This window comes from Sorangium sp. So ce836 (genome assembly GCF_028553905.1).
Taxonomy (GTDB): Bacteria; Myxococcota_A; Polyangia; order Polyangiales; family Polyangiaceae; genus Sorangium; species Sorangium cellulosum_D.
Genome location: NZ_CP102233.1, coordinates 5,508,556 through 5,530,564, shown reverse-complemented (window position 1 = coordinate 5,530,564; position 22,009 = coordinate 5,508,556). Strand labels below are relative to the sequence as shown.

The window sequence follows — 22,009 nt, the reverse complement described above, 5'->3', positions numbered from 1 at the left end:
CCCAGGAAATTCCCCTATTCGAACGAGGTCAGCTCCGCGAGCTGCGCTTCCAGGTCGGACTGCGAGAGCCGCTTTATCTCGGCCAAGAGCTTCTCGTCCTCCGACACGACGGGCGCGGCGGACGGCACAGGCTCACCGCGCTCGAGGCCGAGGACGTCATCGCATACGAACCGCGAGAGCGCGGTCACGCTGGGGTAGTCGAGGGTCACCGTCGACGGGAGCGGCCGTCCGAGACCGGTCTGCAGCTGGTTCTTCAGGAGGATCGACGAGAGCGAGTCCATCCCCATCTCGAAGAAGCCCTGGCGCGGATCCACGAGCCCCACGGCGCGAACCCCGAGGACCCGCGCCACCAGCTCGTGGACATGGCGGAACACGAGGTCGCGCCGCTCGCTCGGTGGCGCCCGCTCGATCTGCGCTTGCAGCGTGAGCGACGCGCCGGCCGACGCCTCCTCCCGGGCCGCGCGCCTCGCGCGGGCGACCTGCGGAAGCGACGAGAAGATCGGGACAGGGCGCCCCGCCGCGAGGCCATGGATGTAGCTGGCCAGATCGCCCGAGACGACGCTCGTCTGGACGCCGCCCCGCTCGATGAGCTGGTCGAGGATCCTGACGCCGAGATCGGGAGGGATGCGGACGAGGTCCGCGTCGGACAAGACATTCGCTCCGCGCGTCGCCAGCATGCCGACCTCGGAGAAGGGGCCCCAGTCGACGCTGATGGCGGGCAGCCCGAGCGCGCGACGATGGTGCGCGAGCGCATCCAGGAAGGCATTGGCGGCCGCATAGCTGCTCTGGCTGGGCGCGCCGGCGATCGCCGCCAGGGACGAGAAATAGACGCAGAAGTCCAGGGGCAGGTCGCGCGTCAGGACATGGAGGTTCCACGAGCCCTGCACCTTCGCCGCGAGGACCGCCGCGAACTGCTCCCAGGTGTGGCGGAGGAGCACCGAATCGCCGGGGAGCCCCGCCGCGTGGACGACGCCTGCGAGCGGCGGCATCTCGCGCGCGATCGCGCCCAGCACGCGAGCCGCGTCCTCCTCGATGGAGACATCGGCGACGAAGATCGCGATCTCGGCGCCGCTCGCCCGGAGTCGGCGCAGCTCTTCCGCCGCCTCGGCCGTGGGCTCGCGCCTCCCCATGAGCGCGAGGTGCCGCGCCCCACGCTCGACCAGGCGACGCGCCACGCGCCGTCCGAGGCCGCCCATCCCGCCCGTGACGAGGTAGGTGCGATCCGGGCGGAGGGGCGCGACCTGCGCCGAGAGATCCAGCGCGCCGTCGGCCACGACGCGCTGCACGTACCGCTGCCCATCGCGGAGCGCGACGTGATCTTCCCCGTCCGGCCGATCCATCTCGCCGAGCAGCAGCGCCGCCGCGCGCTCCGCGTCGTGCGCGGGATCGAGATCGATCATCCCGCCCCACACCTCGGGGTGCTCGAGCGCGATCGTGCGGCCGAGGCCCCAGCTCGGCGCGGCGGCGAGATCGATCTGCGCGCCGGGCTCGACCGGCTGCGCCCCCCGTGTGACGAGCCAGAGGCGCGTGGACAGGTTCGCGCGTCCAAGCGTCTGCACCACGCGAAGGACGCTGCCGCAGCACCGCTCCTCGGCGGCGGCGAGCGACGTGGCGGTGAGCTCGCCCGCGGAGGGCGTGTCGACGCCCCAGAGGTGGACCACGCCGCGGAGCGGACGGTCGGTCGTATCCTGCTCCAGCACGCGGACCACGTCCTCGAACCGCGCGACCTCACCGGCGCGCGGCGGCTCCGTCGGGCTCGGGACGACCAGGCATCGCTCTCCGCGGCGCTGGAGCGCCTCCGCGAGCGCGGCGCCGACGCCACGTCGATCCGCGAAGATCCACCACCGCCCGCCGGCTGCGGCGTCCGGCGCCCGCTCCGAGACGGCGCGGCGGCGCGGCTGCCACTCGACTCGGTAGAGCCAGCCCTCGAGCCGCGTCCCCGTCGCGGTTCGCAGCGCCTCCGGCGAGGCTTTGCGCAGCGATAGCCCTTCGGCCTCGAGCAGGAGCCCCCCCTCCGCGGTGAGCACGCGCATCTCGCCATGGAGCGCCGCGCCGTGCCCCCCGGCGCTCGGCCTCACGGTCACCTGGCTCCACAGCCGGTCGCCGGGCCGGCCGTGGAGCCGGACGCGGTCGAAGGCGACCGGCAGGTAGGGCTCGCTCGTCCTCATCGACCCATCGGCGCCGAGCAGCGCGCCGCCCACGATGTGCAGGCAGGCGTCGAGGAGCGCCGGGTGGAAGCAGTAGCGGCCCGCGTCCTCGGCGAGCGCGGCCGGAGCGCAGATCTCCGCCACGACCTCTCCGTCCCGCCGCCACAACGCGGAGAGCCCGCGGAAGGCGTCGCCGTAGTGGACGCCGATGGCGCTCGTCTGCCGGTAGTAGCTCTCTCCCGACATCTCGCCTGCGTGGCGCGCGCGAATCTCATCGAGAGACGACGCCGCGCGGACGTCGCGCGGACCTTCGCTCCGGATCGCGCCCGACGCGTGGAGCCGCCAGTCGGCCTCGCCGCCGAGCGGCTCGGCGCGCGCGCTGAAGATCTCGAACGACGCCTCGCCGGCGCCGCCGAGCACGAGGACGATCTGCAGAACCCGCTCCTCGCCGGCAGGGAGCGGCAACGCTTCGTGAATGACGACCTGCTCGAGGACCCGCGCCGTAGGTCCGAGCACGACGGCGCCTGCGGCGAAGGCCAGCTCGAGGTAGGCGGTCGCCGGGAAGATGACGACGTCGAAGACCTGATGATCGTTCAGGAACGGCAGCGCTCGGGAGCTCAGCCGGGTCTCGAAGACGACGCCGCGGATCGCCGGAGACCGGAGCCGCTGCCCGAGGAGCGGGTGTCCACCCGCCGGACCTTCGCCCTGCGCGGGCCGCGCAAGCTGCGATCGCGGAGGTGGATCGATCCAGTAGCGCTCGCGCTGGAAGGGGTAGGTCGGCAGCACGAGCTTGCGCCGGGCCCGGTCGCGGTCGAAGCCCGCGAAGTCCACCTTCGCGCCGCGCACGTACAGCCCTCCCAGGCTCTCCAGCATCTGCGCGCAATCCGAGCGCTTCGGCCGCAACGACGGCAGCCACACCCCCGCCCCCTCCGGCACGCACCGCCGCCCCATCGCCGAGAGCACGGGGCTCGGCCCCACCTCCACGAACGCTTCCGCCCCCGCCTCGTGCAGCGCCCGTATCCCCTCCAGGAACCGCACCGGCGCGCGCACATGGCTCGCCCAGTACGACGCCCGCGTCACCTCCTCCCGCGCCGCCCTCCCCGTCACGTTCGCGATGAGCCTGCGCTGCGGCAATCCGAGCTTCACCTGCGACGCCGCACGCTCGAACGCCTCCACCATCGGCCCCATCAGCGGCGAGTGGAACGCGTGCGATACGTTCAGCCACCGGCTCTTGACCCCGCGCGCACCCAGCGCCTCCACCACCGCCGTCACCGCGCCGCGCGCACCGGACACCACCGCCTCCGACGGCCCGTTCACCGCAGCGATCGACACCTCCGCCGCGTACGGCTCCACCGCCTCCGCCACCGTCGCCTCGTCCGCGAACAGCGCCGCCATCGCCCCTTGCTTCGGCAGCGCCTGCATCAGACGCCCTCGCGTCGCGATGAGCCCGAGCCCCTCGGGCAGCCCGAACACCCCCGCCACGCACGCCGCCACGTACTCGCCCACGCTGTGCCCCAGCACCGCAAACGGCTCTATTCCCCACGCCTTCCACTGCGCGGCCAGCGCATAGCCCACCGCGAACAGCGCGGGCTGCGTGTACTCCGTCTCGTCCAGCGGGCTCGCCTGCCCCTCCGCCGGGTACAGCACCTCGATCAGCGGTCTCTCCAGGTGCCGCCGCAACAGCGCGTCGCATTCCTCGATCGCCCGCCGGAACACGGGCTCGGTCGCGAACAGCTCCCGTCCCATCCCCACGTATTGCGACCCCTGTCCCGTGAACAGGAACGCTACCCGCGGGCCGTCAGGACGCTCTACCCGCCCCTGCTCCGTCTGCTCCGCTGGCTCGCCACGCGCATACGTAGAAAGCCGCTCCTGCATCTCTTCGCGCGACGCCCCGACCACCGAGAGCCGGTGCGCGAAGTGCGCCCGCCCCGCGCGCGCCGTGAAGCACACGTCCCCGAGCCTCTCCTCCGGGTGCGACCCGAGGTGCTCCGCGTACTTCCCCGCCAGCGCGCGCAGCGCCTCCTCCCGCTTCGCCGAGATGCACAAGAGCTGCGCCGGCCGCTCCGCCGCAGCCTTCGACTCCGGCTGCGCAGGCGCTTCCTCCAGCACCACGTGCGCGTTCGTGCCGCCCATACCAAACGAGCTCACGCCCGCGCGGCGTGGCGTCCGCGTCCGCTTCCACTCCGTGAGCTGCGTGTTGACGTGGAACGGCCCCTTCGAGAGCTCGCAGCGCGGGTTCGGCTCGACGAAGTGGAGGCTGGGCGGCAAGGCGCGATGCTCGAGCGCGAGAACGGTCTTGATCAGGCCGGCCACCCCCGCGGCCACCTCGAGGTGGCCGAAATTCCCCTTCACCGAGCCGATCAGGCACCCTCGCGTCGCGCCGCGGGCTTCGCCGAACACCTTTGCGAGAGCGGCTATCTCGATGGGATCGCCGAGCGGCGTACCCGTACCGTGGGCCTCGATGTAATCGATCGTCTCCGGCGCGACGCCGGCGATCGCCTGCGCCTCCGCGATCACCTGCATCTGCCCCTCGACGCTCGGCGCGGTGAACCCGACCTTCACCGAGCCGTCGTTGTTGATGGCCGAGCCCCGGATCACCGCGCGGATGCGGTCGCCGTCGGCCAGCGCATCCGAGAGCCGCTTGAGCGCCACCACGCCCACGCCGCTCCCGAAGACCGTGCCGCGCGCCGACGCGTCGAAGGGCCGGCAGCGACCGTCGCTCGACCCGATCCCGTCCGGTTCGTGGACGTAACCCGCGAGGTGCGGGACGCGGACGGTCACGCCGCCGGCGAGCGCGACGTCGCACTCCCGGTTCAAGAGGCTCTGACAGGCGAGGTGCACGGCGACGAGCGAGGTGGAGCAGGCGGTCTGCACGCCGACGCTCGGCCCCCTCAAGTTCAGCTTGTAAGAGACGTGCGTCGACAGGTAGTCCTTGTCGTTGGCGACGAGCGCCTGCGTCCACTGCAGCAGGCGCATGTAGCTCAGGTCGGGCTGAATGTTCGACGCCAGGTAGCTGCTGAAGCTCGAGCCCGCGAACACCCCGATCGACCCCTCGTAGCTATCGGGGACGCAGCACGCGCTCTCCAGCGCCTCCCACGCGCATTCGAGGAACAGGCGGTGCTGGGGATCGGTGAGCTCCGCCTCGCGCCGCGTGAAGCCGAAGAACGACGCGTCGAACTGCTCGATCCGGTCGAGCACGCCCGCGGCCGGCACGTAGCTCGGATCCCGCGCCGCGGCGGGGTGGACGCCCGACGACGTGAGCTCCGCCTCCGAGAAGAACGAGATGGACTCGACTCCATCGCGCAGGTTGCGCCAGTACTCCTCCGGACCCCGTGCCCCCGGGAAGCGGCACCCGATGCCGATGATCGCGATCTCGCTCCCCTCCTCGGACTCCAGATCACTCATCGCCGCCCCTGCCTCCGCGCCCAGCGCGGGCCGCGCGCCGCGCCGCTGCCCTGTCACGGCCCCGCTTGAGGGAGGCGCCCTCGTTCCCCTCCCCGGCGAGGCGCGCCGCGAGCGCGCGGACGGTCGGGAACTGGAACAGCTCGATCGTGGAGAGCTCACCGCCCAGCGCCTCTCTCAGCCGGGCGCCGATGCGGACCACGTGAATCGAATTGGCTCCGAGCTCGAAGAAGCTCTTCTCGACGCTCACGTGATCGAGCCCAAGGATCTCCCCTATCACCGAGGCGATCGCCCGCTCCGTCTCGTCGCGCGGCGGCACCACAGCGGCGCTCCGCTCCGGCTCATCGGCCCGGAGCTCGGAGAGCGCCTTGCGATCGATCTTGCCGTTCGCCGTGAGCGGCATCTCGTCGAGCACAACGATCGAGGCAGGGACCATGTGCGCCGGGAGCTTGGCCTTGAGGAGCTCGCGCAGCGCGTCCTCCGGCGAGCGCGGAGCGGCCTGCATGTCGTCCGACCAGCCGCTCACGAGGCTGTCGACCGCGCCGCCGCCGAGCAGCGCGTGCGCGTACACGTGGCCCTCGTCGAGGAGGAAGAGATCCCGGACCGCCGCGAAGTCCAGCTTGCCCACGGGCATCAAGCCAATCCCCAGGCCGGGCGCGGCCGTCATCAGGAGCTGGCCCATGTAGCCTGCCTCGATCTCGCAGAAGTCGTGCGATGCGTCGCCGTAAAGGGGCAGGATGGCGTTCCTCTGCGCGACGAGGAACAGCGAGAACGCCGCCTCTTCGAACGGCGCCTGGTTGTGCGCGTAGTGAATCCGCCGATCGATGACGGCGCCCTCCGTGAGGCTCACCAGGCTCTGCTCGCGCGGGTGATAATAATAGGTCCCCCCGGCCACCCCTTCGACGCGGCCCGGCTTCACGTAGACGTAGGTCTGGACGGGGTAGAGGCTCCCCGCGGACGGGTAGCGGTACTTGGGATGCCCATCGACGTCGATCTGACGGAGGCAGGAGAGGAGCGCCGAGAACCGGTCCATCGGGAGCGGCTCGCGGGAGAACTGGCGGTGGGTCCGGCGCTCCAGGAAGAGCGCCCGCGTCGCCTCGTCGACCGGCGGCGCAGGCAGCGAGATCCGGCGCCGCTCCGGGCCGTCCGCGCGCAGTCCGTGCTGCTTGAGCTTGAACTCGAGGCGGGCCAGCGGATCGTCAATCCCGCCCTCCGGCTTCGCGGGCCCCTCCGCCGGTGCGCCCGGAGGCGCGTCCAGCACCACGTAGGCGACGAGGCGCTTCTTGTTGCGCTCCTCCCCCACGGCCATCGCCACGGCCGAGCGCACCGCCGGGTGCTGCTTCAGGGCCGCCTCGATCTCGCCGAGCTCGATGCGCTGCCCCTGGATCTTCACCTGGAAGTCCGCGCGGCCGAGGATCTCGATGAGGCCGCCGGGGAGGCGTCGCCCGAGATCGCCGCTGCGATAGAGGCGCTCGCCGGTCTCCGGGTGCCGGACGAAGCTGGCGGCGGTCCGCTCTTCGTCGCGGAAGTAGCCTCGAGCGAGGCCCGCTCCGGCGATATAGAGGTGTCCCGGCACCCATTCGGGGCACAGCGCGAACGTGTCGTCGAGCACGTAATACCGGGCGTTCGTCATCGGCCGGCCGTAGGGGATGCTCTTCCACGACGGATCGACCGACGCGATCGGGTAGCAGATGTCCCAGACCGTGGTCTCGGTCGGCCCGCCGGCGCCGAGGATCTGGACGCCCGGCGAGAGCGCCCGCAGGCGGTCCGGCAGCGTGACGGGGATCCAGTCGCCGGACAGGACCACCTGCCGGAGCGCGCCGGGCAGCCTCGCCGCGTCGCGCGGCGTGTGCTCGAGGTGCTCGATCAGCATCTCCAGGAACGCGGGCACCGAGTTCCAGAACGTGATGCGCTCGCTCACCAGGAGCTCGGCCCAGTGCGCCGGATCCCGGAGCTTCGCGGCGTCGGGCAGCACCAGGGTCGCGCCCGCGAGCAGGCCGCCGAACACGTCGTAGACCGAGAGATCGTGGTGCAGCGCGGTCAGGCCGATGATGCGATCACCGGGGCCGACCTCGAGGAGCCGATTCACGTCGAGCGCGCGGTTCAGCACGCTCCGGTGCTCGATCATCGCGCCCTTCGGCACGCCCGTGGATCCCGACGTGTAGAGCACGTAGGCGAGGTCCTCCGGGCGGTTGACCGGCGCGAGCGGCGAGGCGTCGAGGTCGGGCGGGAGCTGGTCGACGGCGAGCTTGCGGACGCGCTCGGGCCACTCGAGCGACCCGTCCAGCCACGACTGGGTGAGGACCAGCTCCACCTGGCCGTGCTCCAGGAGGAAGTCACGGCGCTCCCGCGGCAGGCTCGGGTCGACGGGCAGATAGGCCGCCCCTGCCGCGTGGACGCCCAGCACGGCCGCGACCTGCTCCCACCCCTTCTCCATCACCACGGCCACGAGCGCGTCGGGGCGCGCGCCGCGCTCGCGCAGCCAGCGGCCGATCTGGTTGGCCAGCCGCGACAGCTCCGCGTACGTCAGGCTGCGGCGCGACGACACCACGGCCACGCCCTCCGGCGTCCGCGCGGCCTGGGCCGCGAAGCGCTCCGGCAGGGTGCCCGCGGGGATGGGCGCGTCCGTGGCGTTGAGCTCCGCCCATCGCTCGAGCTGCTCCTCCGGCAGCTCGATCAGGCGGCGAGCGTCCTTCTTCCACGTCGCCGGATCGTCGGCGAGCCCCCGGACCAGCCGGCAGAAGGCGTTGAACATGTCGTCCACCATCCCGGGCGGGAACAGCGCGGCGACCGCGTCCCAGTGGGCGATGAAGCCGCCGCGCTCCTCCGCGACCTGGAGGTCGAGCCACACCTGCGGGGTCTGAACGCTGCTGAAGACGACCTCGCCGAGCTCGTGGAAGAGGGAGAGCGAGAGCGGGAAACCCTCCGACGCGAGGCCGAGGATGCCCGTGAAGATGATCGGCATCATGCCGCCCGAGAGCCGCCGCCGGACCTGGGCCAGCTCGCGCAGGACCTCGATCCCGCTCGACCTGTGCTGGAGATCGTTCCAGAGCTGCTCCTGGACCCGCCTCGCCCGCTCCTCGAACGTGTCCGCGGCGGTGTTGCTCGTGCCGAGCAGCACCAGCGAGGTGAAGTCGCCGAGGAGATCGTTCACCTGCGGGTGCAGCGGCAGGCGGTTGAACATCGTGACGTTGATCGTGAAATCCGGGTGCTCGCTCCACGCGGCGAGGACCGTCGTGTAGGCGGTCATCATCACGGCCGACAGCGTGAGCCCGTGCTTCAGCGCCTGCATCTTCAGCCGCGCCCACGCCTCTGGATCGAGCCTGCCGATCCGGCGCGTGAAGCGCGTCTGGGACAGGGCGGCCGGGTTCATCGCGAGCGGGAGCTCCGGCGGCGGGGGCAGCACCGCGACCCGCTCGCGCCAGTACTCCATGGCCTTCTGGTGCTGCGGCGAGCCCTTGAGCTCCATCTCGGCGAGCACGTAATCGCGGAACGAGAGCTCGAGCGGCGGCAGGAAGGCGCCCGGATCCCGGTACAGCATCGCCCACTCGTGGCCGAGCTTGAGCAGGCTCCCGCCGTCGATGTGGAGCAGATCCAGGCTGATGTGGACGCGGGTGCGATCCCCGTCGAGCAGCGACGCGCGGATCTCGAACGTGGGCCACGCGTCGGCCGGGAGCAGCTGGTGCGCGAGGCGCTCGCGCGTCGCGGCGAGCTCCGCCTCCGCCGCTTCCGGCGCGAGCCCGCGAAGATCGTGCGCCTCGATCGAATACGCGGGCACGTGCTCCAGGATCTGCTGCCGTCCGTCGGGGAGCACGATGGCCCGGAGCATCTCGTGCCGCTCCACGAGCCGCTGAAAGGCGCGCGAGAGCCGCCCGAGATCCATCCCCGTCGCCTCGATCTCCGAGTAGGCGTGGATCGAGACGTCGCCGAGGTCGAACGCGGCGCTCCGCCCGATCCAGTACGCCTGCTGGATGTCCGTCAGCGGGAAGGGCTCGTAGCGATCCTGCGGGGCCGGCGTGATCCGCGCGACGGGCTTGCCGCCCGCGCCGCTCCTCTCGCGGAGGAGCGCGATGAGCTCGGATTTGCGCCGCCCGATGAGCGCTCGCATCTCCGGCGTCACCACGCCCTTCGGCGCCCCGATCGCGAGCTGGTCGCCCTCGACCGACAGCTTGATCCCCTGCTGGGCGAGCGCTCCCAAAAGCTCCGTGACGCCCTCGTTCATATGAGCGTGGTCTCCCATTCCTCCTGGCCTGCATCGGGCGCCGGGACGCGCTGGTGCACGGCGTCGAGGAGCGCGCGTGACTTGATTTGCGAGAGCAGATCGGCGGCGAGCTGCGACGCGCTCGACCCCATCAGGATCTGCACGATCGACAGCGTCGCGCCGAGATCGGCGTCGACGCGGTTGCGCAGCTGCATCGCCATGAGCGAGTCGATGCCCAGCTCCCTGAGCGGCCGATCGGCCGCGATCTCGGCCGCCGAGAGCCGCGTGGTCCGCGCGATCAGATCGCGCAGGTAACGCTCCAGCAGCGCGCGCTGCTCGTCGGGGGCCGCGGCGAGCAGCGCCGAGGCGTCGAGCGCCGCCGGCGCGTCGCCCTGCGCCGCGACGGGCTCTCCAGCGGCCGCGCCGTCGATCCAGAATCGCCGCCGCTGCCAGGGGTAGGACGGCAGCGGGACGCTGCGGCCCGTCGGGACGAGCCGGCGGAAGTCCACCGCGTGCCCGCGGACGTAGAGCGCGCCGAGCGACTCCAGCAGGACGTCGAGCTCGCCTGTCTCACGGCGGAGCGACGGGAGCAGCGCCACGGCGCCCGCGCGGGCGTCGAGCAGGCCGGACTCGATCGCGGGGAGCAGGACCGGGTGGGGGCTCAGCTCCGCGAAGACGTCGAAGCCCTCCGCGAGCAGCCGCTGGATGACCCCGGAGAAGAGCACCGGCGCCCGCAGGTTCCGCACCCAGTAGGCGGCGTCGAGATCGCTGCCGTCGGTCGGCTGTCCGGTCACGGTCGAGACCATCGGGATCGAGCCGCGCTGGGGCGCGATCCCCGACAGCGCTGCGGCCAGCTCGCCGAGCAGCGGATCCATCTGCGGGCTGTGCGAGGCGACGTCGATCTTGACCCGGCGGCAGAAGATCCCGCGGCCCTTGACCTCCTCGAGCACCTCGTCCAGCGCCGCCGGATCGCCCGCGAGGACGGTCCCGCGGGGGCTCATGAGGACCGCGACCGACAGCCGGTCGCGGTGGCCGGCGATGGCGGCCTCGGCCTCGGCCTCGGAGAGCTCCACGAGCGCCATCGCGCCGGTCCCGCTCACGCGCCGGAGCAGGCGGCTGCGCTGGCAGATGATCCGCGCCGCGTCCTCGAGCCGCAGCGCGCCTGCCACGCAGGCGGCCGCGACCTCGCCCATGCTATGCCCCACCACGACGTCGGGCAGGACGCCGTACGAGCGAAAGACCGCCGCCAGCGAGACCTGGATGGCGAACAGAGCCGGCTGGATGAAGTCGATCTCCTCGAAGCGGGCGCGCTCGCCTTCGGCCGTGAGCGACGTGATCAGGGACCACGCGACATGCTCCCGCAGGGCGCGCTCGCACCGCTCCATCGTCGCGCGAAAGACGCCGTCACGCGCGAGCAGCTCGCGCCCCATCCCGAGCCACTGCGAGCCCTGCCCCGAGAAGAGGAACGCGAGGCGGCGCGACCTCTCCGGCGCCTTTCGGCCGCTCACGAGGCCGGGGTGCGGTCTGTCGTCGAGGTACGCCGAGAGGCCCGCGAGCGCGTCCTCGCGGCCGCGGACGACCAGCGACAGGCGGTGCCTGAGGTGGCTCCGGCGGATCGCGGCCGTGTAGCAGAGGTCCCGCAGCGCGGGGGCGTCCTCGGGGCGACCGAGCAGGCTCCGCACCGCCTCGGCGCGGGCCCGCAGCGCGTCCGGGCTCGCCGCCGAGAGCGGCAAGAGGAGCGGGCGCCCGTCGTCCACCGGCGCGCGGGCGGCGGCGCCGCGCGGCGCCTCCTCGAGGATCAGGTGGCCGTTGGTGCCAGACCAGCCGAACGCGCTGACGCCGGCGCGCCGCGCGCCCCCCCGGGCGGGCCAGGGTGAAAGCTCGGTCGGGATCGCGAACCGGGTGCCGTCGATCGTGATGTGCGGGTTCAGGGTCTCGAAGTGGACGTGAGGAGGCACGGCCTCATGCTCGAAGCAGAGCACCGTCTTGATGACGCCAGCCACGCCGGCCGCCGCCTCGGAGTGGCCGATGTTCGTCTTCACCGAGCCGAGCAAGCAGCGATCGGCGCCGGCCCTCCCGTAGACCTCTGCGAGCGCGTCCACCTCGATCGGATCGCCCAGCGTCGTGCCCGTGCCGTGCGCTTCGATGTACGTCACCCCGGACGGGTCGACGCCCGCGTTGCGGAGGGCCTGCCGGAGGACGGCCACCTGCGACGCTCCGTTGGGCGCCGTGATGCCGTTGGACAGCCCGTCCTGGTTCAGCGCCGTGCCCTGGATCACCGCCCAGACGCGATCGCCGTCGCGGAGCGCGTCGGAGAGGCGTTTGAGCACGAGGATGCCGCACCCTTCCGCGCGCACGAAGCCGTTCGCGCGTGCGTCGAACGTCCTGCACCTCCCGTCCGGCGAGAGGAACTCGACCTTCGACGCCGCGATGGTGAACTCGGGCGTCAGCATGAGGTTCACCCCGCCGGCGAGCGCGAGATCGCTCTCGCCGACGCGCAGGCTCTGACACGCGAGGTGGATCGCCGTGATCGCCGAAGAGCACCCGGTGTCGAGCGCGACGTTCGGGCCGCGCAGATCGAAGATGTACGACAGGCGCCCGGAGAGGATGCTGTGGGACGTGCCGGTGCCGCTGTAGGCGTCGATCTTGGCCGTATCGGCGAGCTGGAGCCGCGCGTAGTCGTTGCTGTGGCTCTGCACGCCGAGGAAGACGCCGGTCGCGCTGCCGGCCAGCCGCTCGATGGTCTGCCCGCCGTCCTCCAGCGCCTCGTAGGCGACCTCGAGCGCGATGCGCTGCTGCGGGTCCATGGCGACGGCCTCGCGCGCCGAGATCCCGAAGAAGTCGGCGTCGAAGTCGCCGATGCCCGACAGGAAGCCGCCCCAGCGGGTGTTCATCCTCCCCGGCGCGGCGGGGTCGGCATCATAGAGATCCTGAGCGTTCCAGCGCTCCAGGGGGACCTCGGTGACCGCGTCGACGCCGTCGCGCAGGAGCGCCCAGAACGACGCCGGATCGACGACCCCTCCGGGGAAGCGGCAGCCGATCCCGATGATGGCGATCGGCGGGGCGATCGGCGGGCCCGGCGCGGCGGAGGCGCCGTTCGTCGGCGCCTGGCCGCTCGTCGGCGCGTGGCCGTTCACCGGCTCCCTCGCCGCGCCGTTCTGCGCGCGGGCGGAGCCGTCTCCGTCGACCAGGACGTGGCCGTCGCGCTCCGTCGCCTCCCCGTGGGGGCCGGCTGCCGCGTCGGGCTCGAGCGAGACCCCCAGCCGATCCGCGAGGAAGCGCGCGACCGCGGAGATCGTCGGGTGGTTCCACACGAACGTCGCCGGCAGCGTCAGCCCGACGCTCGCGCCGAGGCGGTTGCGGAGCTCGACGGCGGTGAGCGAGTCGAGCCCCAATTTGCGGACCGGGGTGTCCGGATCGATCGGCGACGAAGGCGGGAGGCCGAGGACGGCGGCGAGGTATCGCGAGACGTGGGCCTCGAGCAGGAGGCGGCGCGCTCGCCCCGGCGGCGCGCTCGCGAGCGCCTCGCGGAGCCGGTGCTCGGGCGCGGCGAGCGCCGCGGGCGCGGCGGGCGCGGTCGGCCGAGCCTCGCGCAGGCGCGCGAAGAACGGCGACGCGGCGGCGGACGCGTGGGTCTCGCACCATCGCTCCACGTCGAGCGCGACGACGCCGATCTGGGCGGCGTCCGCCCGCAGCAGGCGCGCCAGCGCATGGATCCCGTCGCTGGGCGAGAGGCTCGCGACCCCGCGCGCGGCGAGGAAGGCCGAGCGATCCGCGCGCGTCGCCAGGCCCACCTCGGACCACGGCCCCCAGTTGATGCTGAGGCCCGGCAGGCCGCGCGCGCGCCGGTGGTGCGCGAGCGCATCGAGAAAGGCGTTCGCCGCCGCGTAGTTCGCCTGGCCGGCGGTGCCGAGCATCGAGGCCACGGACGAGAACAGGACGAAGAAATCGAGCGGCGTCTCGAGCGTCAGGCTGTGCAGGTTGAAGGCGCCGGCGACCTTGGATGACATCACCGCCGCGAGCCGCTCGCGCGTGAGATCCACGACCGGGGCGTCGTCGACGCTGCCCGCGGCGTGCACGACGCCGCGGAGGGGCGGGATACGCAGCGCGACGCGCGCGAGGGCCGTCGCGAGCTCGGTCGCGTTCGCCACGTCGGCCCGAGCGATCTCGACGCGGGCGCCGGCTCGCTCCAGCGCCCCCACGGCCTCCTGCGCCGCAGGCGAGCCGCCGCTCCGACCCACGAGCACGAGGTGCTTCGCCCCGCGCTCGACCATCCACCGCGCGACCTCGAGGCCCAGAGCGCCGAGGCCGCCCGTGATCAGGTACGCGCCGTCCGGGCGCAACCGGATCTCGTCCGCCGCCGTGGCGTCGGCCGACCTGGCGCCGGGATCGGCGAGCGCCGCCATCGGGCGCCGGGCGAGACGCGCCACGTAGCGCGCATCGCCGCGCAGCGCCCACTGCGGCTCGTCCGTCGCGGAGAGGAGCAGCTCGGCGAGCGACGACGCCTCGTCCGCGCCGCCGCGCGGCGCGAGATCGACGAGGGTCGCGCGGAGCTCCGGGTGCTCCTGGGCGATCACCCGCCCGAGGCCCCACAGCGGCGCCTGGGCCGGCGACACGGCGAGGACCTCCTCGCCTGCCGCTTGCGCGCCGCGCGTCAGGACCCAGAGGCGCGGCGATCGGCCGGCCGCGGTCAGCGCCTGGACGAGATGCAGCGCGCCCGCGCAACCCAGCGCCTCCGCCGCGGCGAGGCTCGCGGCCGAGGTCTCCTCGGGCGCCGCGGCGTCGAGGCCGAAGAGGTCCACGATCCCCGCGCACGCCGGCTGATCCGGCCCGAGGGCCTCGACGACGAGGCGTACGAGATCCTCGGGGCGCGCTGGATCGACGAGATAGCGGTCCGGAGCCGGGCGCCCGAACGCCGCCCCCGCGTCGACGCGCACGCAGCGGCTGCCCAGCGCCTCGAGCCGCTCGATGAGCCGATCGCCCAGGCCCCCGCGATCGGCGAGGACGATCCAGCGCTCGCTGGGCGCCGGTCGCGACGAGGGCTCGCGGGCGTCGAGGACGGCGCTTCGCTCCCACCGGATCTCGTAGGCCCCGATGCCCGCGCCCTGCGCCGCCGCCGCCGGCGACGCCGGGGCATCGTGTTCCTCCGCGACGCGCGTGGCCTCCAGCCAGAAGCGCTGCCGTTGCCACGGGTACGAAGGCAGCGGCGCGAGCCGCCCCTCGTGCGGGTAGAGCCCCCGCCAATGGACAGGGTGCCCCAGCGCATGGAGGGCCCCGAGCGACTCGAGCATCACGGCGCGCTCGCCCCGCTCGCTCCGCAGCGTGGCGAGGAGCGTCCCGCTGCGCCCGGAGCGCTCCAGGCATTCGGCCATCGGCCGCGCGAGCGCAGGGTGCGGGCCGATCTCGACGAAGATCTCGTACCCTTGCCCGATCGCCTCGACCACCGCTGCCTCGAACCGGACCGGCTCGCGCATGTTGCGCGCCCAGTAGGCGCCCGTGAGCTCGCTCCCCAGGACCGGCTGCCCCACGGTGGTCGAGAGCATCGGCAGCGCCGCCTTCCGCGGGGCGAGCCGTTCCAGCGCGGCTTCGAGCTCGTCGGCGAGCGGCGCCATCTGGCCGCTGTGAGAGGCGAAATCCACGTCGAGCAAGCGGCAGCTCTTGCCCTGGGACTCGAGGCGCCCGATCACCGCCGCGAGGGCGTCCGGCTCGCCCGAGAGCACCGTCGAGGAAGGGCTGTTCATCGCGGCCACCCAGAGCCGCCCTGGAAACTCTGCGACGAGCCGCTCGGCCTCCTCGCAGGACGCCGCGGTGACGGCCATCCGCCCCTGTCCGGCGGCCCGGTGCGCGAGCCGCCCGCGGTGGCTCACGATGCGCGCCGCGTCCTCGAGCTCCAGCGCGCCGGCGACGTGGGCGGCGGCGATCTCGCCGACGCTGTGGCCGATGACCGCATCGGGCACGACCCCCCACGCGCGCCACTGGGCCGCGAGCGCGACCTGGAGGGCAAAGAACATGGGCTGCGCCACGTCCGACCGCGCCAGGCGCGAGCGCGAGGGGTCGACCTGCAGCTCTTCCAGCACCGACCAGCCGAGGTGCGGGCGGAGTGCGGCGTCGCAGCGCTCGATCGCCTCGCGGAACACCGGCTCGCTCGCGAGGAGCTCGCGCCCCGTCCCGGCCCACGACACCCCCTGCCCTGCGAACACGAACACGATCTTGCGACGTGACCCCGGAGGGCAGCGTCCGACGGTGAGCCCGGGGCGCACCTCACCCGCGACAAAGGCGTCGAGCTCGTCGACGAGCCCCGAGACGGAGTCGGCGAGCACCGAGAGCCGGTGGTCGTGGTGCCCCCTCCGCGCCGCGGCCGTGTAGCAGAGATCGTGGAGCGCGAGCGGAGGGCGGTCCCGGAGCTGGGACGACACCGCTCGGGCGAGGGCCCGCAGCGCCTCCGGCGTGTGCGCCGAGAGGGGCAAGAGCGATACCTCCGCCCGGGCGTCCGCGGCGGGCGCGACGTCCGCGGCGAGCGCGACGTCCGCGAGCGCGACGGGGCGGGCGTCGGCCGGGAACAGGCGGGACCAGCGGATCGACGCGCCGCGCACGTAGATCTCGCCGAGCGCTTCGCGCAGCGTCGCCGCCTCGTCTTCGCCGCGGCGCATGCACGCGAGCACCGCCGCGCGCCGGCCGCCGCGCTGCACGGTCTGCTCGATGTTGTGGAGCAGGACCGGGTGCGGCCCGATCTCCAGAAAGGTGTCGTGCCCCTCGCTCAACAACCGCTCGAGCGCCGCCGCGAACCGCACCGGCTCCCGGAGGTTTCGGGCCCAGTACGCCGCCGTGCACTCGGATCCATCGAGCGCGGCGGCGGTCACCGTCGACACGATGGGCACCGACGCGCGCCGGGGCCTCAGGTCTCCCAGCGCGGAGAGCAGCTCGGGGACGAGCGGATCCATCGCCGGGCTGTGGGCCGCGAAGTCGACCCTGATCCGGTGGCCCGCGCGACCTTCGCGCTGGAGCGCGGCGAGCGCGTCGACGACCGCGGCCTCCTCGCCCGAGATCACGGTCGAGATCGGGCTGTTGTAGCCGGCGACATGGAGGCGCCCCGGGTGCGCGGCGCAGAGGCGCTCGGCCTCCTCGGCGCGCAGCTCCACGAGGGCCATCGCGCCACGGCCGTTCATTCGCTGCTGGAGCCTGCTCCTGTGGTGGGCGATGCGCAGCGCGTCCTCGAGATCGAGGGCGCCTGCCACGTGCGCCGCGGCGATCTCTCCGCCGCTATGGCCGATCACCGCCGCGGGCTCGACGCCCCATGACCGCCACAGCGCGCCGAGCGCCGCCTGGACGGCGAAGAGCGACAGCTGCTGCACGTTCACCTCGTGCAGCCGCGTGCGCGACGCGTCGGCGAGGAGCTCGTCGAGGAGCGAGAAGCCGGCGAGCGGGCGCAGCGCTCGATCGCAGCGCTCGATCACCGCGCGGAAGACCGGCTCCTTGAGCAGCAGCGTGCGCCCCATGCCCGGCCATTGCGAGCCGCTGCCGGCGAAGACGAACACCACCCGCCCGTGGAGCCCCGCCGCGTCGCCCGCTGAGAGCCCCTTCTGCGGAAGCGCGGCGAGGTAGCCATCGAGCAGCGCCGCCGCCTCCGAGAGCGAGCTGGCGGTGACGGCCATCCGGTGCCGGCCCCGGCTCCGCATGGCCGTCGCCGCGGCCGTCGCGCACAGATCGGAGAGCGCCGGCTCTGGACCGGGCGCGCCCGCGAGCGCGCGGAGCTCTCGCGCCAGCGCGGCGAGGGCTTCCGGCGCGTCGGCCGCGAGCGGGAGGATCTGCGCCGGGCTCGGGCGAAGCTCCTCGATCACCACGTGGCAGTTCGTCCCTCCGAAGCCGAAGGAGCTCACGCCCGCGAGCGCGGCCTCGTCGTCATGGGGCCAGTCGAGGAGCTTTCGCGGCACCGCGAGGCGCAGCTCTGCGAAGGGGATATAGGGGTTCGGCTGCTCGAAGTGCAGATTGGGGGGGATTTTCCGGCGCTGGATCGAGAGCACGGTCTTGATCAGCCCTGCGATCCCCGCGGCCGCCTCGAGGTGTCCGATGTTGGTCTTGACCGAGCCGATGAGCAGCGGTCGACGGTCGTCCCGCGCGCGCCCCAGCACGGCCCCGATGGCATTGGCCTCGATCGGGTCGCCGAGCATCGTACCGGTCCCGTGCGCCTCGACGTAGTGCACCCGCTCCGGCGCGACGCCGGCGGCGCGGTAGGCGTCGCGCAGCACGGCCTCTTGCGCCTGCGGGTTCGGCGCGGTGAGGCCGTTCGAAAAGCCGTCGTTGTTCACGGCGCTGCCGCGGATCAGACAACGAATGGGATCCCCGTCCGCGAGGGCGCGGCGGAGCGGCTTCAGAACGACGACCCCGGCTCCCTCCCCTCGGACGTAGCCGTTCGCGCGCGCGTCGAACGCCTTCGAGCGCCCGTCGGGCGCCATGGCGCCGAACTTGGTCATCGCGACGGTGCTCTCGGGATCGATGAGGAGGTTGACGCCGCCCGCGATCGCCATCGTCGATTCGCCCGCCCGAAGGCTCTGACAAGCGAGGTGGATCGCGACGAGCGACGACGAGCAGGCGGTGTTCACCGTGAGGCTCGGGCCCTCCAGGCCGAGCCAGTAGGAGACCCGTGCGGAGATGATGCTGATGTCCTGCCCGGTCGCCGTGTGCTGCGTGATGTGCGAGGCCCGCCCGGCGGCGCACCGGGCGTAATCGCTCCACATCGCCCCCATGTAGACGCCGGTCTTGCTGCCGCGGAGCGCCTCCGCGGGCACGCCCGCGTCCGCGAGCGCCTCCCACGCGAGCTCGAGGACCAGGCGCTGCTGCGGATCCATCTGGACGGCTTCGCGCGGCGAGATGCCGAAAAATTGCGCATCGAACCGATCCATCTGATCGAGGAACCCGCCCCATCGGGTGCTCGTGCGCCCGGGCGCCGACGGATCGGGATCGTAGAAGGCCTCGGTATCCCAACGATCCTGCGGGACCTCGGAGATCGCGTCAACGCCGTCGCGCAGCAGCGCCCAGAAAGCCTCGAGATCGTTCGCGGACGGGAAGCGGCAGGAGAGTCCAATGATGGCGATGAGATCGTCACCGTCGATGGACACCGGCACGTCAATCGATTGTGACGGACGCAAAACAGGCGCGACACCCGCGAGAAACAGAGAGAGCTCGGCAATGGTCGGGCGGTCCCACACGAGCGTCGGCGAGAGCGGACGTCCCATCGCGGCGCCGAGATCGCTGAGGAGGCGCGTCGCGCGACGTGAATCGAGGCCCAGACGACTGAATCGCTCCCCGGTCGAGATCGTGCTCGGGTCGATCCCGAGGACCGAAGCGAGATGCTCAATCAGCCAGGCCTGGATGGCCTCTGCCGTCCAGGATCCGCCTGGAAACTCCTGGCTCATCGGACAGATCGGCCGCCGACGGCGTTTGCGCGCTCCATTAAAATCCATGTACCACAATTTATGCCCCAGACAATAGCGCGGCGGATCGAAGCGGCATCCTCCGGCTCGCTCCTTCAAACAGGGGGCCGAGTCCGGAGTCCGGATCGCGGAAATGAAATTTACACTGGCGCGTCGGCGCGGTAGTGGACGGGCGATCAGGCGTTTCGCGGCGCGCTGCACCGTAACTGCACAAGAAACGTGGGTTTCCGCGTCATCATCGCGGCGCGGATGCGCACCTTCCCCCTTTTCCACAAGGCAATCGCCATGCTGGACCGCCGATCAGTCGAGCCGGCATGCGAGCCACGACAGCTCCGGGACGCGGAGCGTTTCACGCCCTTGCATCTTGCCGTCCCCGAACGACGGCCCTATCGACCATGATCCGCCTCCGCGATGGTGCGCTGCGGAGGGCCGGCCCAGAAGCGCCCTGCCACGAAGGGCGCGCCGGCATCACCCGGCGACGCCCTCCTCCGCCTGACCTCCCGTCGCTTCGATGGGCCTCGCGCCGGCTTCGGCGCCGTCCACCGGTTCTCCACAGGCATTCACAACTTGCCAGTCTCCCCCCTCGCGCAACCTGCACCGGGGTGGGCTGCTGCTGGCGGCTGAGCCGTCGCTGCGACGGCGATTGTTTCGACCCGGAGAAGGAAGAGGCGGAGCATGAAAGCGCCGCCATGGATCCGCCCGTTACCGCGCTTGTTGCACAGACGCAGCAGCGCGTAGACCAGCCGCATGCGCGTCCAGGGCAATGGTACGGCAAGCAGTCGCTCGTCAGCATGGAAGCTCAGCAGGCGGCAAAAATCATCCAGACGCTCGATCATAGGTGTCCGGCAGCACACTCGGGGATCCGAACAGCCCCGAGATCGGCCGATCGATGGGCATCGCCGACAAGCACAAGAAGGACAACCCGGGCCACGAGATCGCGGTGGTCTTCTTCTCGAGCGTCTACATCCCCTGCCTCCACATGAAGCGGACGACGGAGGACGAGTCGCTGGGGCGGAGGACGAGTCGCTGGGGCGACAGCACGACCTATGGGTCCGAACTCGCCATGTACTGAGGAATCAGTGGTTCACTGGAAGACAAGGGCGCATCACACAGCAGGAGCTCGCGCATCTGTGACAGCGTGCTCGCCACCTACGCCGTGTCGTCCATGCCTCGTGGTCGTCGCCGAGCACGCGCTCCTCCGGCGTGCCTGCGGACCTCGGCTTCGACGAGGCGGCGACGCTCCGCCGCGTGCCGCCGTCGCCGAGGTCTCCCGATGGGAGCGTAGCCGGCGGCGCGAAGTGAAGTTTCTTACATTTCAGCACCCAGCCTGGCGGGACGCCCAGGGGATCGCTCGGCCGGAGGGTGGCCTCTCCATCGCGGAGATGGGTGCCCCCCATCTTTTCTTGGAGCCACGTCCACCGGGAGACGGGTGCCACCCATCTTTTCTTGGAGCCACGTCCATCGCGGAGACGGGTGCCACCCATCTTTTGCTGGAGGCACGTCCACCAGGAGACGGGTGCCACCCATCTCCCGCGTGGACGAGGCAGCTCACCGGGACGGGTTCACGGCGTGCTGCCCGCCCCGAACGGGGGGCCGCAACACAATCCGCTGCGCTCGCGCGGAGCCCCACCTCGCACGGAGCATCCTTCTCCCCCCGGCCAGGCAGCTCGGCTCGACTCCCCCCGACCACGGCCACGCCCGGGGCGAAGCCACGCTCGCCCTGAACGATGCGGCCCGGCGATCGGCCGTGAGGCCGCAGCATGGCCATGTGCTGCGATATCGATGAACACGTCATCGAGAGACGAGGCGATCTCCCCCGTAGCCGCCCAGCACACCATCCACGCCCGCGCGACCGCGCCCGTCCCCGCGCGGGCGCTGGGCGCGCGTGCCAGGATCGCCTTCGGGAGCCCGATCCTCGGATACGTAGTCGGCGCCACCGGCGACCCACACCCGCCAGCTTGCTCGCAGGTTCTCGACGGTCGAAGCGCGCGTGCTACTACGGCGCCCGCCATGAACGCATCGAAGGCGATCGAGGAGCGGGTGGACAGTTTTGTGCAGGAGATCCTGCGCCTGGTCCGACGGGTCCAGGAAGAGCACCGCGCCGCGGCGCGCCGGACCGTCAAGGCGATGCTGACCGATCCGGGACGGCCAGCGGCGAACGCCTCCTCGGAGCGCCGTCCGAAGCGCCGGAAGGCGCCCGCGCAACGCCAAAAGAGCGTGGCTGGGCCCGCAAGGAGCAGGAAGCACGGCACGCGCTCGGCGGCGCCGAGCGCCTCGGCGACGGCGGCACCGGCCACGAAGAGCATCGTGGCACCGGCAGCCGGCGCGGACCGTACCACGGCTGGCGTGATGGCCGCGACCGGAGCCTCCACGAGCGAACGGGAGGCCGTGGTGCTCGAAACCGTTCGGTCCCTCGTGCGCGGGACGGCAACGGAGATCGCCACACGCAGCGGGCTGCCGAACGGGAGCGTCTACGTCGCGCTTCGCGCGCTCATGGCTCGCGGCCGCGTGGCGAGAGCCGAGACAGCGAGGGGCTTCGAGTACAGCCTCGTTTCGCCAGGCGAGATCCGTCCCTTCAAGCGCGTGAGGGCTGCGAGGCCCGCAAGCCCCGCCGAGATGGAACCGACCGCCGACGCCGCGCTCGCGGACTAGAAGATCCCGCCGCGGAGAGGGCGGGCGCAGGGTGCCCCTCGAGGGCCGTCACGCCCGTCTTCCGGAGGAGCCCGAGACGCGTGTGCGTGCTTCACCAGCGCACGTAGAGCGTCGCGCTCTCCGCGCAGGTTCCGCGCCCCGACCGGGACAAGACCCTGAAAAAGCCGGGGTCCCAT

The 22,009-nt window shown here is 72.3% G+C and carries 6 protein-coding genes and 1 pseudogene; 2 read left to right on the top strand and 5 right to left on the bottom strand.

What is annotated here, in order from left to right; translation table 11 throughout:
* Window positions 1–14: 14 nt before the first annotated feature.
* The 5 genes and pseudogenes from NQZ70_RS20185 to NQZ70_RS20170 all read right to left on the bottom strand — a co-directional run bounded on the left by NQZ70_RS20185 (window position 15) and on the right by NQZ70_RS20170 (window position 20,017).
* On the bottom strand, window positions 15–5,552 hold the full coding sequence (locus NQZ70_RS20185; RefSeq protein WP_129575667.1) for a type I polyketide synthase: 5,538 nt from the start codon (window positions 5,550–5,552) through the stop codon (window positions 15–17).
* Window positions 5,545–9,771 carry a non-ribosomal peptide synthetase gene (locus NQZ70_RS20180; protein WP_165374064.1) on the bottom strand — a complete coding sequence of 1,409 codons (4,227 nt, stop codon included), beginning with the start codon at window positions 9,769–9,771 and terminating at the stop codon, window positions 5,545–5,547. Before NQZ70_RS20180 ends, NQZ70_RS20185 begins: the two co-directional genes overlap by 8 nt.
* Window positions 9,768–18,866, bottom strand: a complete 9,099-nt coding sequence (locus NQZ70_RS20175; protein ID WP_237245454.1) for a type I polyketide synthase — start codon at window positions 18,864–18,866, stop codon at window positions 9,768–9,770. Before NQZ70_RS20175 ends, NQZ70_RS20180 begins: the two co-directional genes overlap by 4 nt.
* 63 nt (window positions 18,867–18,929) lie before the next feature.
* A pseudogene (locus NQZ70_RS53410) lies at window positions 18,930–19,163 on the bottom strand (acyl carrier protein); the annotation flags it as partial.
* A 578-nt stretch (window positions 19,164–19,741) separates the two neighbouring features.
* On the bottom strand, window positions 19,742–20,017 hold the full coding sequence (locus NQZ70_RS20170) for a hypothetical protein (RefSeq protein ID WP_129575664.1): 276 nt from the start codon (window positions 20,015–20,017) through the stop codon (window positions 19,742–19,744).
* A gap of 2 nt (window positions 20,018–20,019) precedes the next feature.
* Between NQZ70_RS20170 and NQZ70_RS20165 the strand changes: the two genes are divergently transcribed.
* Entirely contained in the window at window positions 20,020–20,253 is a 234-nt protein-coding gene (locus NQZ70_RS20165; protein WP_129575663.1) for a hypothetical protein, read from the top strand.
* A 710-nt stretch (window positions 20,254–20,963) separates the two neighbouring features.
* Window positions 20,964–21,833 (top strand): helix-turn-helix domain-containing protein, encoded by an 870-nt coding sequence (locus tag NQZ70_RS20160; protein WP_207217901.1) that lies wholly within the window; start codon window positions 20,964–20,966, stop codon window positions 21,831–21,833.
* Window positions 21,834–22,009: the final 176 nt, after the last annotated feature.

Excerpts from the sequence above, each read along its gene's own strand:
- NQZ70_RS20185 (WP_129575667.1), bottom strand. The coding sequence starts at position 5,552 with ATGAGTGATCTGGAGTCCGAGGAGGGGAGCGAGATCGCGATCATCGGC.
- NQZ70_RS20180 (WP_165374064.1), bottom strand. The coding sequence starts at position 9,771 with ATGAACGAGGGCGTCACGGAGCTTTTGGGAGCGCTCGCCCAGCAGGGG.
- NQZ70_RS20170 (WP_129575664.1), bottom strand. The coding sequence starts at position 20,017 with ATGATCGAGCGTCTGGATGATTTTTGCCGCCTGCTGAGCTTCCATGCT.
- NQZ70_RS20160 (WP_207217901.1), top strand. The coding sequence starts at position 20,964 with ATGAACACGTCATCGAGAGACGAGGCGATCTCCCCCGTAGCCGCCCAG.